The following is a 15,467-nucleotide window of genomic DNA, read 5'->3' as shown; positions in this document are numbered from 1 at the left end:
CAGCCCTCGCGGCCCCTGCCGTTCCTCGGCCAAATGCGCAACATGCAGACGGCGGGCGCGCGCACCGGTATAGTGCGCCCCCTCTTCGCATGCACAGCCTTCGGTCACGAGGCCCAGCCACATGCGAAAGCCGAACTAATAACAACCCGCGATATGGAACCGGGACGAAAGCTCGCCCCATGGATTTTGCTGCCCGCAAAAGACCATGTAACGAGATATTTCAAACGGGCCAGCATTTGCCTTTACAAAAAACAGCGAGGAATACTCCATGCTCGAAGTCATCAACGACTTCCTCTCAGGGAAAGTACTGATCGTGCTCATTGTCGGGCTCGGTAGCTACTTCACGATCCGCTCGCGTTTCGTTCAATTGCGCCACTTCTTCCATATGTTCGCGGTGTTCCGCGACAGCCTGAAAAGCAGCGCCGGCCAACTCAGTTCGTTCCAGGCCCTGATGCTCAGCCTCGCCGGCCGCGTCGGTGCGGGCAACATCGCAGGCGTCGGCATCGCCGTTACCCTGGGCGGCCCTGGCGCCGTGTTCTGGATGTGGGTCACCGCGCTGGTGGGCATGTCCAGCAGCTTCTTCGAATGCTCCCTGGGCCAGCTCTACAAGCGCTGCGACTCTGAAGGGCAATACCGTGGCGGCCCGTCGTACTACATTCAGCACGGCCTGCAGAAACGCTGGTTGGGCATGATCATGGCCTTCCTGTTGCTGGTGACCTTCGGTTTCGCCTTCAACGGCCTGCAATCCCACGCTGTGACCCACTCGCTGAAAAACGCCTTCGACCTCAACACGACCTACACCGGCCTGGCCCTGGCCGTGCTGCTGGGCCTGGTATTTGTCGGTGGCATCAAGCGCATCGCCAAGGTCGCTGACCTGCTGGTACCGGTGAAGACCCTGGTCTACATCGGCGTGACCCTCTACGTCATCGTCCTGCAGTTCGACCATGTGCCGGCCATGCTGGCAACCATCGTCAAGAGCGCCTTCGGCCTGGACCAAGCCTTCGGTGGCCTGGTGGGCAGCGCCATCATCATGGGCGTGAAACGAGGCGTATTCGCCAACGAAGCCGGCCTGGGCAGTGCGCCGAACGTGGCCGCGGTGGCCTCGGTCGAGCACCCGGTGGCACAGGGCGTGGTACAGGCGTTCAGCGTGTTCCTCGACACCTTCGTGATCTGCACCTGCACCGCGCTGCTGATCCTGCTGTCGGGCTTCTACACCCCGGGCTTCGAAGGTGACGGCATCGCCCTGACCCAGAACTCCCTGGCAGCCGTGGTCGGCGAATGGGGCCGGATGTTCATCTCGGTGGCCCTGGCGTTGTTCGTGTTCACCTCGATCCTCTACAACTACTACCTGGGCGAGAACAACCTGCGCTTCCTGCTTGGCGAGAACCGCAACGCGTTGCTCCTGTACCGCACCCTGGTGCTGGTGCTGATCTTCTGGGGCGCGATCGAGGACTTGGGCACGGTGTTCGCCTTTGCCGACATCACCATGACCCTGCTGGCGTTCGTCAACCTGATCGCCCTGTTCCTGCTGTTCAAGGTCGCCATGCGCATCCTGCGTGACTACGACGACCAGCGCGCTGCCGGGATCAAGACCCCAGTGTTCGATTCCAGCAAGTTCGCCGACCTGGACCTGGACACCAAAGCCTGGCCTGCCAACCCGCAGACCCCAGCTACCGCGGCCCAAGCGGCCCCGGCCAACGCCAGCCCAGCGCAACGCTGAGTGCAGAACCGGGCGGCCCCGCGCCGCCCGACGTGACACGGCGTACGCCCGCAGGCATGCTGCGGCGCACGCTGTCATCGCCCAGGAGAATGGCCAATGAACCCCACAACTTTCCCCGCCGCGCAGAACGTCATGGTGCTCTACACCGGTGGCACCATCGGCATGCAAGCCAGCGCCAACGGCCTGGCCCCGGCGTCCGGCTTCGAAGCCCGGATGCGCGAGTACCTGCACAGCCAGCCTGAGCTGGTGGTGCCCAACTGGCGCTTTCGCGAGATGGCGCCGCTGATCGACAGCGCCAACATGACCCCCGACTACTGGCAGCGCCTGCGCGAAGCCGTGGTCGATGCGGTGGATGTGCAGGGCTGCGACAGCGTGCTGATCCTCCACGGCACCGACACCCTGGCCTACAGCGCGGCGGCCATGAGCTTCCAGTTGCTGGGCCTCAAGGCGCGGGTGCTGTTCACCGGCTCCATGCTGCCGGCCGGCGTGCCGGACAGCGACGCCTGGGAAAACCTCAGCGGCGCCCTGGTGGCCCTGGGTCAAGGCTTGGCGCCCGGCGTGCAGCTGTACTTCCACGGCGAGCTGCTGGCACCGACCCGCTGCGCGAAAATCCGCAGCTTTGGCCGGCACCCGTTTGCCGCCTTGCAACGCCAGGGCGGCGGCACCAAGGCCGAAGCTATTCCGGCGGCCCTGGATTATCGCCAGGCCAAGCAATTGGCCAAGGTCGGCGTGCTGCCGTTGTTCCCCGGTATCGGCGCCGAGCTGCTCGATGGCGTGCTCGACAGCGGCATCCAGGCCCTGGTGCTGGAATGCTTCGGCAGCGGCACGGGCCCCAGCGACAACCCGGCATTCCTGGCCAGCCTACAACGCGCCCGCGACCTGGGCGTGGTAGTGGTTGCGGTCACTCAGTGCCATGAAGGCGGCGTGGAGCTGGACATCTACGAAGCCGGCAGCCGCCTGCGCGGCGTGGGTGTGTTGTCCGGTGGCGGCATGACCCGCGAAGCAGCCTTCGGCAAGCTCAATGCCTTGCTCGGTGCCGGCCTGGAAACCGCCGAAGTGCGGCGCCTGGTCGAACTCGATCTGTGTGGCGAATTGAGCTGAAGCTCGCGCTCGGGAGCCGGTAGCTGCTGCGGTAGCCGCCGGCTCGACGACGAGCAGAGGGTGGCTGTCCGGTTACTTTTTGACCGAGTAATCCTGGCCCCAGACCCGCACCGAACTCGAGCTCTCGATCGGCCCTTCAAACACGAACTTCTGCCGCACTGCCGCCTTGGCCGGGATGGTGACTTCGTCCGGGTTGTCGAGGCTGACCGTCAGGTTGTTGGCGTAACCGTCCTGGTCGATCGCCAGCAGGGCGCCGGCCTGCTTGAGGTTGATCAGCCGCAACTGGCTGTCGCTGCTGTTCTTGAAACCCAGGGTAACGTTGAAGCTGTCGCCGGCGGCTTCGGTCTTCAATACCTGGACGTCGACGCGGCCTTTCATTTGCTCACGGGAGGAAATGATCGAGGCACCGTCGACGCCTTGCGCCGATTGGCGACCATCGAGCACGCCTTCGCTGACGCCGCCCAAGAGGTTCTTGCCTGCCGAAATGGCTGACGAGACGGCTGACTTGGCAGAATCCTTGATGGTGCTTTCGCTGCTTGGCTCAGCCTCGGCCAGGCACAGCGAACTCAGGAGCAAGCCGGACACCAGAAGCAGGGAACGCGCAGGAGTGAGGGTCATACATAGTCCTTTATCGGGGTTGCTACACCACCACCTCAGGCGGTGAATGGCAGGCAGGTTGCACCAATCAAAGCGCCAAGTCACTAGCCACACAGCGCCCGGAATGCGGCATGCCGCTGGCCGGCGAACCGCAGGTCTGATCGCGGGCGGCATGCAACTTGCTCCGCTTACCGGCCTTACCCAGGCTGGAATCTGCGCATGCTGCACTCGCACCTCACCACCCTCAATGCCGTTTCCCTGGTGCTCAACACCTTCAAGGACCAGGGCCTACCCAGTGAAGCGTTGCTGGCCGGCAGCGGTATCAACGCCGCAGACCTGAGCCGCGCCGACACCCGCATCACCACCAGCCAGGAAATGCTGGTGTGTGCCAACGCGGTTGCCCTGCAACGGGACATCGGCCTGGAACTGGGCCGGCGCATGCACGTTTCGTCCTACGGCATGCTCGGCTACGCCCTGCTGACCAGTGCCACCTTAGGTGACGCTTTGCGCCTGGCGCTGCGTTATCCGGCGCTGATGGGAACACTTTTCGAGCTCAGCCTGGAAAGCGACGGGCCGCGTATCTGGCTCACCGCCGCCGATTATCGCGAGTGCCCGGCCCTGGCCGCCTTCAATACCGAGTTCTGCCTGGCCTCATTGAAGGTCATCTGCGATGACCTGCTGGGCCATCCGCTGCCGCTGCTGGGCGCCCGCTTCGAGTACCCCGCCCCGGACTACCAACAACGCTACGGCGAACGCTTCGACTGCCCGTTGCAGTTTAACGCCAGCAGCAACGCCTTTGCCTTCGACCCGCGCTGGCTCGACCAGCCCCTGCCCCTGGCCGACGCCATTACCCACCAGGCCATGGCCGAGCGCTGCCGCAAGCAGAACACCGAGTTCACCGGGCGCCAGGCCTGGCTCGGGCGCATCCGCCAACTGCTGGCCGCGCAGCTGGACGCCGCACCAGGGCTTGAGGGGCTGGCGGAACAGATGAACTGTTCGGCCCGCACCCTGCGCCGGCATCTCAAGGACCTGGGCTGCAGCTATCAGGAACTGCTCGACGAGCTGCGTTTCGAGCAGGCCAAACAGATGCTCTGCGAAGACCAGATGCCGATCTACCGGATCGCCGAGGCCCTGGGTTTCAGCGAAACCGCGAGCTTCCGCCACGCCTTTATCCGCTGGAGCGGCGTGGCGCCCAGCCAGTTCCGGCCCTGACACAAACCCCGGCATAAAGCGCCCGATTGCATTACATTGCCGACCTTTCTACCGGCAAGGGACTGCAATCTTGAACCTCTCCACAGGCGCCATCGCCAGCCCCACGCGCTTGCGCCGAATCGGCCTGGCACTGCTGATGCTCGCCGTCGTACCCGCCGCCCAGGCCTTCGACTTGGCCAAGATGAAGTGGTGGGACATGTCCAGCGACTTCGTCATGGACGAGCCGGAAACCGCCACCCTGCAGATCAAGCCGTTCCCCCTGCCCGGCCTGGCACAGCCGGCGGCGCGGATCGTGCTCAGCCAGTACCGCGGGCTGTTCTACCTCAACGCCTACCAGGACCGTGGGTACCAGCAGCGGATCTACAAATCAGCGCCGATACCGCTGTTCAGCCCCGAGGAGTTGCGCGCCTGCGTGTCACCGGGCGAGTCGATCCAGGTCTCGGATAACTGGCCGCCCACTAATGAACTGGTGGATGGGATCAGCCTGACGCCCCTGAGCTTCGACTGCCGAAGCCCTTCGGAATGGCAACTCAACCAGCGTTATCTGCTGATTGACCAGCGCGACCCGCAACACCCGCTGCTGGCCATCAGTCATCGCCGGGACATGACGGACTTGAGCTTCACCCCGCTGCAGCCCGTCAACGCCGAGATCGAGCAACAGTGGCTGCTGGCCTTGCAGCACTTTCCTCAATGGTTCCGGCCCTTCACCAGTGGCAAAGGCCCGATCACCTTCAATGCATACTCGGCACCGGCCGCGGAAGAGGCCACCTGGAAACAGTTCCGTGCACTGCACGAGCAATTGCGCAAGGCCAAGGACAAAGGGCCGGGCATCCTCCAGGTCGAGGACTTCTTCGCCGTGCATGACTACCGCACCCTCGCCCCGGACCGCAGCGAGTACCCCGGGCTGCTCAACGACATTGCCTACTGGACCACCGAAGCCGGCCAACTGAAAACCGCCCGTCCCTGGCTGGCGGAAGTGCTGCGCCGCGACCCCGGGCGCATGCCGACGTACCTCAACCTGGCGGACCTGGACTGGGCCCAGTTCGAGCAACGACCACAGGATAAACTCCACCAGGGCCGGGCCATCGAGGGTTACCGGGTGTACTGCGGCCTGCGCCTGAAACGCCAGATGAGCATTCCGCCCAGGGTGCTCCAGCGCCTGGGCCTGAGCGCCGCCAACCCGCAGGCGTGCCAGGGCTTCTGGCCGCTGGTGGCAGCGGTGGATGCCGGTGACGAAAGCGAAGTGCGGCGCTTGCTGGCCAGTGGCGTGAGTGGCGAGGTCATGGCCTTCGATGGGCGCAGCGCCCTGTTGCACGCGCTGGAGGCCCCGCACCTGGCGATCGCCCAACTGCTGCTGGACAACGGCGCCCAGACCCGCGGCCATTACAACTACAGCACCCTGGCCATATTGGCCATGCGCCGCGACCTGCGAGACAGCCCTGACCTTCGCCAAGGCGTGCGCCTGAAGTTCCTGCTGGACGCTGGCGTGGCCATCGACGAGCAAGACAGCCAAGGCATGACGCCGCTGATGATTCTGGCCGAACAACAGCGCAATCTCGAAGGCTTCACCTGGCTGCTGCAGCACCCGCAGAAGCTCGACCTGCGCACCCTGAATGACGGTGAAACCGCGCTGTACCGGGCGTTCTGGGGCAACAACTACGCTGCCATGAGGCTCCTGATCGAGGCTGGGGCCGACCTCAACCTGAGCTATGGCCGTGGCACCTGCTATAACGAGCCCTTGGGTCAGAGCCTGCTGATGTTCGTCGCCGACAAGATTTCCCCGGATCAGGGCGCCCCCATCGTCAGCCGGCAGGAAACCCTGGACATGTTCACCCTGCTCCTGGAAAAGGGCGCCGATCCGAATGTTGGCCAGCACTGCGAGAAGAAGGGCCGGGCCCTGCTGCTGGAGATCATCGCCCGGAAAAAACGCGACGACATGCTCCAGGTCCTGCAACGCCTGGCTCCCCAGCCCGCCGCGAGCTGACACCGCTGGCGCCCCGCAATGGGGCGCCACGCCTCTTTAGGGGGCGAATTTCGGTCAAACACTTTGGCCATATCGATCCCCTTTTGGCCTTTCCTGCCGTTCTCCGAAACCCCGCGCCCCGCAAGACTGTGACCCACCGAATCAGCCTGCGGAGAACAAGAAATGCTGACGATCTACTCGGACGATCACCACCTGCACCATGGCCGCTGCGAATTGATCGACGGCCAGCTCATGCCCTGCTTTGAAATGCCCTCCCGCGCCGACCATGTGTTGAGCCGCGTGCAAGCCCGCCAACTGGGCCCGGTGGAGGCGCCCAAGGACTTCGGCCTGGGTCCCATCGAGCGTATCCACAGCCGCGCTTACCTGGACTTCTTCAAGGGCGCCTGGGACCGCTGGGCCGCCCAAGGCATCGACGGCGACCTGCTGCCCTTCACCTGGCCGGCCCGCACGTTGCGCCGGGTACTCCCCAGCAACCTGCACGGGCAACTGGGCTATTACAGTTTCGACGGCGGCGCACCGATCACCGCCGGCACCTGGCAAGCGGCCTACAGCGCGGCGCAAGTAGCGCTCACCGCCCAGGCCGCGATCCAGGCCGGCGCCCACAGCGCGTTTGCCCTGTGCCGACCACCGGGACACCACGCCGCCAGCGACTTGATGGGCGGCTACTGTTACCTGAACAACGCCGCCATCGCCGCCCAGGCCTTTCTCGACCAAGGCCACGGTAAGGTCGCGATCCTTGACGTCGACTACCACCACGGCAATGGCACCCAGTCGATTTTCTATGAGCGCAGCGACGTGCTGTTCACCTCGATACACGGCCACCCGGAAGCGGAGTTCCCGTTCTTCCTCGGCTACGCGGACGAGCTCGGCGAAGGCCCGGGCGAAGGTTTCAACTTCAACTACCCTCTGGCCGCCGGCAGCGGCTGGGATGTATGGAGCGCAGCCCTGGAAGAGGCTTGCGCAGAGATCGCCCGCTACGGCGCCGACATCATTGTCGTGTCCCTGGGTGTGGACACCTTCAAGGACGATCCGATCTCCCAGTTCAAGCTCGACAGCCCGGACTACCTGGCCATGGGCGAACGCATCGCGGCCCTCGGCAAGCCGACGCTGTTCGTTATGGAAGGCGGTTACGCGGTAGAAGAAATCGGCATCAACGCCGTGAACGTTCTCGAAGGTTTTCAACGCGCCCAATGAGGGAATAGCAGCATGAAACGATTCCAACGCCTGATCGTCCCAGCCCTCTGCGCCACCTTTGTCGGTGGCGCCGCGCACGCTGAAGAACGCACCCTGCGGGTCTACAACTGGTTCGACTACATCACCCCCAAGGCCCTGGACGACTTCAAGGCCCAGAACACCCAGACCAAGCTGGTGTACGACATCTTCGACACCAACGAAGCCCTGGAAGCCAAGCTGCTGACCGGTAACTCCGGCTACGACGTGGTGGTGCCGTCCAACGTATTCCTGGCCAAGCAGATCGAGGCCGGGGTGTTCCAGCCCCTGGACCGCAGCAAGCTGCCCAACTGGAACCACCTCGATCCCAAGCTGATGAAGCTGATCGAGGCCAACGACCCGGGCAACAAGTTCGCCGTGCCCTACATGTACGGGACCATCCTGATCGGCTTCAACCCGGACAAGGTCAAGGCCGCCCTCGGCGACAAGGCACCGGTGGACAGCTGGGACCTGATTTTCAAGGAAGAGAACATCAGCAAGCTCAAGCAGTGCGGCGTGGCCCTGCTCGACTCGCCGTCAGAAATCCTGCCCCTGGCCTTGCAGCACCTGGGCCTGGACCCCAACAGCAAAAAGCCGGCGGACTACGCCAAGGCTGAAGCGCTGTTGATGAAAGTCCGGCCGTACATCACCTACTTCCACTCCTCCAAGTACATGGCAGACATCGCCAATGGCGACATCTGCGTGGCGGTGGGTTACTCGGGGAGCTTCTCCCAGGCCGCCAACCGCGCCAAGGAAGCCAAGAACGGCGTGACCGTGGACATGCGCCTGCCCAAGGAAGGCGCGCCGATCTGGTTCGACATGCTGGCGATCCCCAAAGGCGCGAAGAACCCGGAAGATGCCTACACCTTCATCAATTACCTGCTGCAACCCCAGGTGATTGCCCCGGTCAGCGACTTTGTCGGCTACCCGAACCCGAACAAGGACGCCACCGAGCTGGTCGACCCGGCGATCCGCAATAACCCCAACCTGTACCCCACCGAAGCGGCGATGGGCACCCTCTACACCCTGCAACCCCTGCCCCGCGACGCCGAACGCGCGCGGACCCGAGCCTGGACCAAAATCAAATCCGGAACCTGATCGCCCCATTGGTTGGTGGGCCGCTGCAAGAGCGGCCCTGAGCCCGCCGCAAACCCACGGGCCTTATCGCCGGCAAGCCAGCGTCTACCGGGTCCAGGCGTTGCGCAGGCGGGCCAGGGCGGACTGGATGTCGGCTTCGGGCACGGCGGCAAAACCCAGCACCAGCCCCGCTCGCTGATCCACGGGCAACTCCGAATCCGGCAACCAGTAGCGGCTGAGGCCACTGATTTCCACGTCGACCTCGGCCGCCTGGGCCACCAAGGCTTGCTCACGGGCCAGGCTGGCCACCGGGATGGTCAGGTGCAACCCCGCCGCCACCGTCGGCAATGCGCCCACGCCAGGGATATCCACAGGCCAACCGGCCAGCAAGGTATTGCGTCGGCTCAGCGCCGCCCGCCGCATGCGGCGGATGTGCCGCTGAAAATGCCCGGCGGCCATGAATTCGGCCATCACCACTTGGGTGCTGACTTCCGAATGCCGTACATCCACTGCCCGACGCTGGGCAAAGGCCTGCACCAGTCCCGGCGGCAGCACCAGGTAACCCAGGCGCAGGGCCGGGAACGCCACCTTGCCGAAGGTGCCGACGTAAATCACCCGCCCCTGGCGATCCAGCGCGGCCAACGGCGCCAGGGGCGCACCGCTGTAACGGTACTCGCCGTCGTAGTCGTCCTCGACGATCCAGCCCTGGGTGCGCTCGGCCCAGGCCAGCAGCTCCAGGCGCCGGGCCAGGCTCATGATGACCCCGGTGGGGTACTGGTGGGACGGCGTGACGTAGGCCAGGCGACAGTGCTCCAGGCGGTTCAGCGCCTGACAGTCGATACCCTCCTGGTCCACCGCCACGCCACGCAATTGCGCCCCGGCAATCGCGAACGCATGACCGGCCGCGCGGTAGCCGGGGTTTTCCACAGCCACGGCGTCGCCGGGCTCCACCAGCAGCTGTGCACAAAGGCTAATGCCCTGCTGCGCGCCACTGGTGATCACAATTTGTTCAGCGCTGCATTGCAGCCCCCGCGAGCTGCGCAAATACGCCGCGATCATGCCGCGCAAGCGGCTGTCCCCGGCAGAGTCGCCGTAGCACAACTGGCGCAGGTCGGGTTTGCGCCAGAAAGCCGCGTTCAGCTTGGCCCAGACCTCGAACGGGAACAGGTCGAAGGCTGGAATACCCACGCGAAAAGCCCGTGGCGGACCACTGGGCGGCAGGCTCAATTGGTGCTGTTCCACACGCTGCAAAGCGCCGCTGTGGATAACTTTACTGGATGTAACCCCAGGTAAATTCGTCGATTTTGTGGATAAACCTGTGGGTAAGCCTGTTGAAAACCCTGTGGATACTTTTGTGGATAGTTTTTTGATCGGCAGGCGGGTTTCCGGCAATTGGGCCACATAGGTGCCGTCACCGACGCGGCCTTCGATAAAGCCTTCGGCGTACAACTGGTCGTAGGCCCGCACCACGCTATTGCGGGAAATCCCCAGGGCGGCGGCCAGGTCGCGGCTGGCCGGCAGCCGCGTACCGCTGGCCAGGCGCCCGTCCAGCACCCGCAAACGCAGGGCCTGGTACAGCTGGCGACTAAGCCCCTGACGCCGGTCGAGTTCGATACCGGCCGGGTTGAAAGACAACGGAAGCGATGGGCTGTGCATGGCGGGAACCTGGATGATTGGACCTATGAAATAGACCCTAGATGGCTCTTACAACAGACCATTAGCCTGCCTAGGATGCAGCCATTCGCCAAGGATATTTTCCATGTACCTACCCCGCGCCTTTGCCGAGGACGATCTGTCCACGTTGCAACAACTGATCAGCGAAACCCGCCTCGCAACCCTGGTGACCCATGGCGCGCTGGGCCTGCAAGCCAGCCACTTGCCCCTGCTGCTGCGCCCTGAACAGGGCCCGAATGGCACCCTCTACGGGCACCTGGCCCGGGCCAACCCGCAGTGCCAGGAATTGGCCAGCGGCGCCGAGGCGTTGGTGATTTTTGCCGGTGCGGAGGCCTACGTCAGCCCGGGCTTTTACCCGAGCAAGGCGGAGCACGGCAAAGTGGTGCCCACCTGGAATTACGTGGCGGTGCATGCCTACGGCAACCCCGAGGTGTTCAGCGATGCTCCGCGGCTGCTGGCGTTGGTCAGCGGCCTGACCGACCGCCACGAAGCCGGGCGTGCCCAGCCCTGGCAGGTCAGCGATGCCCCCGCCGACTACATCGACGGCATGCTCAAGGCCATCGTCGGTTTCGCATTGCCGATCCAGCGCCTGGAAGGCAAACGCAAACTCAGCCAGAACCGCAACCCGGCTGACATGGCCGGGGTGCGCGAGGGCCTGGCCGCCAGCACCGATCCCCGTGACCAACAACTTTCCCACCTGATGCGCTAAGGAACTTGCATGAGCCAGATTCAGATCCGCCCCGTCACCCCTGCTGATCACGCCGCCTGGCTGCCGCTGTGGCAGGCCTACTTGCGCTTCTACAATACCGAGCTGCCCGAGGCCGTCACCCAAAGCACCTGGCAGCGCTTGCTCGATGCCAGCGAGCCGACCCACGCCGCCCTGGCCTGGGATGGCGAACAAGCGGTGGGCCTGGTGCATTTCATCTACCATCGCTCGAACTGGAGCATCGAGAACTCCTGCTACCTGCAGGACCTGCTGGTGGCCCCTGAGCAACGGGGCACCGGTGTGGGCCGGCAACTGATCGAATTCGTCTACGCCCAGGCCAAGGCCGATGGCTGCTGCAAGGTCCATTGGCTGACCCACGAAACCAATGCCACGGCCATCCAGCTCTACGAGCGCATTGCCGAGCGCCCGGGCTTCATCCAGTTTCGCAAAGGCCTTTAAGGCTCAAGGAGAGCAATATGTCGACGTCACTCGCCGATTGGAAAGGTGCCCCGCTGCCTTCGGCCACCCTGCTGCAAGGGCGCTTTATCCGCCTGGAAAAACTGGACCCGGCGCGCCACGGCGACGGCCTGTGGCAAGCCCTCGAAGGCCCCGGCGCCGACCCCAAGTTGTGGGACTACCTGCCCTATGGCCCGTTCGAGCGCGCCCCGTTCGATGCCTGGCTGGCCAACCACGCGGCCAACAGCGACCCGTACTTTTTCTGCGTGGTCGACCAGACCAGCGGTGAGGTCCAGGGCATGCTCAGCCTGATGTCCATCGTCGCCGCCCAAGGGCGTATCGAGATTGGCCATGTGACCTTCGGCGCGCCCATGCAGCGCTCGCCGAAAAGCACCGAGGCGGTCTATCTGCTGGCCAAGGAATCCTTCGCCATGGGTTACCGGCGCCTGGAGTGGAAGTGCAACAACGACAACGCCCGCTCGCGCTATGCCGCGGAACGCCTGGGGTTCAGTTTTGAAGGGGTGTTTCGCCAACACATGGTGGTCAAGGGCCAGAACCGTGACACGGCCTGGTACTCGATCCTGGACTCGGAATGGCCGGCGATTGCCAAGGGTTTCGAACAGTGGCTGAGCGATGAGAACCAGAGCGGTTCGGGGCAGATCCAAACCCTGGCGCAATGCCGGGGCTAGACCGAACAGCGGTATGACCGACCAAGGCAACGCAAGGCGGCGTTGCCTTGGCCAGCGAAGGGCTTAGCCGAGCTTCTGCGCCAACACCGCAATATGCTCCGGGCCAATGCCGCAGCAGCCACCAATGTGGCTGGCGCCGCGCTGGTTCCAGTCCGCCGCCCATTGCAGGTAGCCAGGTGGGTCCAGGTCTTCGCGCAACGGGCACAGGCCGTCGTTGGCGGTAGCATCCTCGGGTTGCGGCGGGAAGGCGTTGGCGTACACGCCAATGTTGATCTGCACGCCCAGGCGTTCGAAGGTCTCACGGGCCGCGTCCACGGCGGCGCCGATCACTTCTGGCTGGCTGCAGTTGAACAGCAGGGTTTCCACACCCAACTCGGCCGCCACGGCAGCCGCTTCGGCCACCGGCTCGCCGGAACGCAGACGCGGCACTTCGTCGGTGTCTTCATCCTTGAGGGTGAAGGACAGCCAGAACGGCTTGCCGTCCTGGGGCAGACCGGCACGAATCGCCCGCGCCTCGACGATGGAGCTCTGGGTTTCCGCCAGCCACAGGTCGACATGGGGCGCCAGGCCCTTGACCAGTGGTGTCAGCAGTTCGCTGACCCGCTCGGCCTGGAACAGGTCGGGACGGTAGGAACCGAACAGCGGCGGCAACGAGCCCGCCACCCGCACCGGTTTGCCGGAAGCGTCCACGGCGCGACGGGCCAACTCGCCAGCCAAGGCCGCCAGGGCCTGGCCTTCGGCGGCAAAGCGTTCTTCACCAATGTGGAAAGGCACCACCGCGTAGCTGTTGCTGGTGATGACGTTGGCGCCGCTTTCGATATAGGCCGCGTGCACCGCCTCAACCGCCTGCGGTGCCTCGCTCAACGCCAGGGCAGACCACTCGGGTTGCCGGAACGGCGCGCCGCGACGCTGCAGTTCACGGCCCATGCCGCCATCCAGGATTACTGTGCTGCCTGCGCCCATATGCTTTTTACTCATATGCTTATAAAAATAACTCACTACCGGAGTCGGTCTTATAACTATTAAATACGCTCCATTCGGTTAATCACAACCTTTTTTCAGTCAGGATCCCCATGAATCTCAAACCGCTACTGGCCCTGGGCCTGACATTGATCGCCGCCTCCGGCCAAGCCTTTGCCGGTGCCACCCTGGACCGCATCGAGCAGAAAAAAGAACTGGTCGGCGTGCTGATGGAAAGCTACCCACCCTTCTCTTTCCTCAATGACCAGAACCAACTGGACGGCTTCGACGTCGACGTGGCCAAGGCCGTGGCGGAAAAACTCGGGGTCAAGCTGCGCCTGGAAACACCGTCCTGGGACGTGATTGCCGCCGGTCGCTGGAGCGGTCGTTATGACATCTGCATCTGCTCCATGACCCCGAGCAAAGCCCGCGCCGAAGTCTTCGACTTCCCGGTTGAGTACTACGCCTCGCCTGCGGTGATCGTGGTCAACGCCAAGGACGATCGCATCCACAGCGCCAAGGACCTGAGCAACAAGAAGGTCGGCCTGACCAGCGCCTCCAGCTACGAGAGCTATCTGAACAAGAACCTGGTGATCGAAGGCGCCGAAGACACTCAACTGCAATACCCGTTCGAGAACGTGCAGATCGCCCCGTACGACACCGACAACGTGGCTTTCCAAGACCTGGGCCTGGGCGCCGGCGTGCGCCTGGACGCCATCCTGACCAACCTGGTGACCGCACAACCGCGCCTGAATCAGGACAAACGCTTCAAGCTCGCGGGCGAACCGCTGTACGCCGAACCCAACTCGGTGGCCATCGAGAAAGGCGACGCCCAGTGGAACAGCAAAGTGCGTGAAGTCTTTGCCCAGTTGAAACAAGACGGCACCCTGAGCAAACTGTCGGACAAATGGATCGGCGCCGACATCAGCAAATGACCTCTCTCTCGCAACCCCCTCAGCCACCGCAACCGGTGCTGAGTCGTTTATCAAACGCTTGCTGGGTTTCCGCACCCGGCTGTTCCTGACCTGGGCGGTGATGTTCGGCCTGTTTGCCAGTTTTTTCCTGAGCTTCGACCTGAAGTTCTCGATCATTCTCGACAAGCTGCCCAACCTGATCGGCTTGCACCTGGCGCCCAACGGCTTCCTCCAGGGGGCGGCGCTAACGCTGTTCCTCTGCCTGTGCTCGATCGTTGCCTCATGCGCCCTGGGCTTTATCACAGCCTTGGGACGCCTGTCGAAAAGCGCCGTGGCCTTCGGCGTGGCGAGCTTCTACGCGTCGTTCTTCCGCGGCACGCCGCTGCTGATCCAGATCCTCCTGATCTACCTCGGCCTGCCGCAATTGGGCGTGGTGCCGGGTGCCGTCACCGCAGGGATCATTGCCCTGTCGTTGAACTACGGCGCCTACCTGAGCGAGATCTTCCGCGCCGGCATCCTCGGCGTGGCCCACGGGCAACGTGAAGCCGCCCTGGCCCTGGGCATGCGCGACAGCGTGATTTTCTGGCAAGTGACCCTGCCCCAAGCCATGCGCACCATCATCCCACCGACCACCAACCAGTTCATCTCCATGCTCAAGGACTCGTCGCTGATTTCGGTGATGGGGGTTTGGGAAGTGATGTTCCTGGCCCAATCCTACGGTCGCTCCAGCTACCGCTACATCGAGATGCTGACCACCGCAGCGATCATCTACTGGCTGTTGTCGATCGGTCTGGAACTGATCCAGGCCCGCATGGAACGCCATTACGGCAAGGCCTACGCCAAGCGCGAGTGACCGACGCCCCTACCCGGTGGATATCACGTCCTCCGTAGGAGCCGGCTTGCCGGCGATGAGGCCCTCAAGTCCGGACTCACACCCCAGGCCGCTATCGCTGGCAAGCCAGCTCCTACGCACCTCATGCTGGCGACGCCCCTACCCGGTGGATATCACGCCCTCTGTAGGAGCCGGCTTGCCGGCGATGGGGTCCTCGAATCTGGACCCACATCCCAGGCCGCCATCGCTGGCAAGCCAGCTCCTACACACCTCTTGCTGGCGACGCCCCTACTCGGCGGATATCACGCCCCCCCTGCAACCGGCTTGCCGGTAATC

The 15,467-nt window shown here is 63.9% G+C and carries 13 protein-coding genes and 1 pseudogene; 11 read left to right on the top strand and 3 right to left on the bottom strand.

The genetic code is table 11. The features are described 5' to 3' along the window. The first annotated feature begins 268 nt into the window (after window positions 1–268). The gene (locus M1B34_RS05470; RefSeq protein WP_268264611.1) at window positions 269–1,720 is read left to right on the top strand and encodes an alanine/glycine:cation symporter family protein; all 1,452 of its coding nucleotides are present in this window, start codon (window positions 269–271) and stop codon (window positions 1,718–1,720) included. Between the two features lie 96 nt (window positions 1,721–1,816). Beyond that, on the top strand, window positions 1,817–2,821 hold the full coding sequence (locus M1B34_RS05465) for an asparaginase (RefSeq protein WP_268264610.1): 1,005 nt from the start codon (window positions 1,817–1,819) through the stop codon (window positions 2,819–2,821). A 72-nt stretch (window positions 2,822–2,893) separates the two neighbouring features. On the opposite strand, the gene M1B34_RS05460 is transcribed toward M1B34_RS05465, so the two are convergent. Continuing rightward, a complete protein-coding gene (locus M1B34_RS05460) occupies window positions 2,894–3,439 on the bottom strand; it encodes a hypothetical protein (RefSeq protein ID WP_268264609.1) in 546 nt (181 codons plus the stop codon). A 198-nt stretch (window positions 3,440–3,637) separates the two neighbouring features. Here M1B34_RS05460 and M1B34_RS05455 point away from each other — a divergent pair, with 198 nt between their 5' ends. The 4 genes from M1B34_RS05455 to M1B34_RS05440 all read left to right on the top strand — a co-directional run bounded on the left by M1B34_RS05455 (window position 3,638) and on the right by M1B34_RS05440 (window position 8,921). Then, entirely contained in the window at window positions 3,638–4,630 is a 993-nt protein-coding gene (locus M1B34_RS05455; protein ID WP_268264608.1) for an AraC family transcriptional regulator, read from the top strand. A 70-nt stretch (window positions 4,631–4,700) separates the two neighbouring features. Beyond that, window positions 4,701–6,614 (top strand): ankyrin repeat domain-containing protein, encoded by a 1,914-nt coding sequence (locus tag M1B34_RS05450; RefSeq protein WP_425273493.1) that lies wholly within the window; start codon window positions 4,701–4,703, stop codon window positions 6,612–6,614. Between the two features lie 162 nt (window positions 6,615–6,776). Beyond that, entirely contained in the window at window positions 6,777–7,808 is a 1,032-nt protein-coding gene (locus M1B34_RS05445) for a histone deacetylase family protein (protein WP_123327909.1), read from the top strand. A 12-nt stretch (window positions 7,809–7,820) separates the two neighbouring features. Further along, window positions 7,821–8,921 (top strand): polyamine ABC transporter substrate-binding protein, encoded by a 1,101-nt coding sequence (locus M1B34_RS05440; RefSeq protein WP_268264607.1) that lies wholly within the window; start codon window positions 7,821–7,823, stop codon window positions 8,919–8,921. Between the two features lie 84 nt (window positions 8,922–9,005). Here M1B34_RS05440 and pdxR read toward each other — a convergent pair whose 3' ends face one another. Further along, on the bottom strand, window positions 9,006–10,556 hold the full coding sequence (gene pdxR, locus M1B34_RS05435; protein WP_268264606.1) for a MocR-like pyridoxine biosynthesis transcription factor PdxR: 1,551 nt from the start codon (window positions 10,554–10,556) through the stop codon (window positions 9,006–9,008). A gap of 103 nt (window positions 10,557–10,659) precedes the next feature. Here pdxR and M1B34_RS05430 point away from each other — a divergent pair, with 103 nt between their 5' ends. Genes M1B34_RS05430 through M1B34_RS05420 form a run of 3 tightly spaced genes read left to right on the top strand, consistent with a single transcriptional unit; the run spans window position 10,660 to window position 12,425 of the window. Next, window positions 10,660–11,283 carry an FMN-binding negative transcriptional regulator gene (locus tag M1B34_RS05430; protein ID WP_268264605.1) on the top strand — a complete coding sequence of 208 codons (624 nt, stop codon included), beginning with the start codon at window positions 10,660–10,662 and terminating at the stop codon, window positions 11,281–11,283. Between the two features lie 9 nt (window positions 11,284–11,292). Then, window positions 11,293–11,739 (top strand): GNAT family N-acetyltransferase, encoded by a 447-nt coding sequence (locus M1B34_RS05425; protein WP_268261183.1) that lies wholly within the window; start codon window positions 11,293–11,295, stop codon window positions 11,737–11,739. 17 nt (window positions 11,740–11,756) lie between these two features. Next, window positions 11,757–12,425 (top strand): GNAT family N-acetyltransferase, encoded by a 669-nt coding sequence (locus M1B34_RS05420; RefSeq protein WP_268264604.1) that lies wholly within the window; start codon window positions 11,757–11,759, stop codon window positions 12,423–12,425. Window positions 12,426–12,488: 63 nt separating this feature from the next. Here the strand turns inward: M1B34_RS05420 and M1B34_RS05415 are convergent, their stop codons facing one another. Continuing rightward, window positions 12,489–13,388, bottom strand: coding sequence for a homocysteine S-methyltransferase family protein (locus M1B34_RS05415; RefSeq protein ID WP_123327915.1), 900 nt, complete (start codon window positions 13,386–13,388; stop codon window positions 12,489–12,491). A 110-nt stretch (window positions 13,389–13,498) separates the two neighbouring features. On the opposite strand from M1B34_RS05415, the gene M1B34_RS05410 reads away from it, so the two are divergent. Together M1B34_RS05410 and M1B34_RS05405 are read left to right on the top strand one after the other, a co-directional pair. After that, the gene (locus M1B34_RS05410) at window positions 13,499–14,320 is read left to right on the top strand and encodes an ABC transporter substrate-binding protein (RefSeq protein ID WP_123327916.1); all 822 of its coding nucleotides are present in this window, start codon (window positions 13,499–13,501) and stop codon (window positions 14,318–14,320) included. Beyond that, a pseudogene (locus tag M1B34_RS05405) lies at window positions 14,317–15,152 on the top strand (amino acid ABC transporter permease). The gene M1B34_RS05410 and the pseudogene M1B34_RS05405 overlap by 4 nt, the downstream one beginning before the upstream one ends. Window positions 15,153–15,467 lie beyond the last annotated feature (315 nt).

Source organism: Pseudomonas morbosilactucae (assembly GCF_023241715.1).
Classification (GTDB): domain Bacteria; phylum Pseudomonadota; class Gammaproteobacteria; order Pseudomonadales; family Pseudomonadaceae; genus Aquipseudomonas; species Aquipseudomonas morbosilactucae.
Note: the sequence above shows the minus strand (reverse complement) of the source record. Positions and strands in the feature narration are given on the sequence as shown.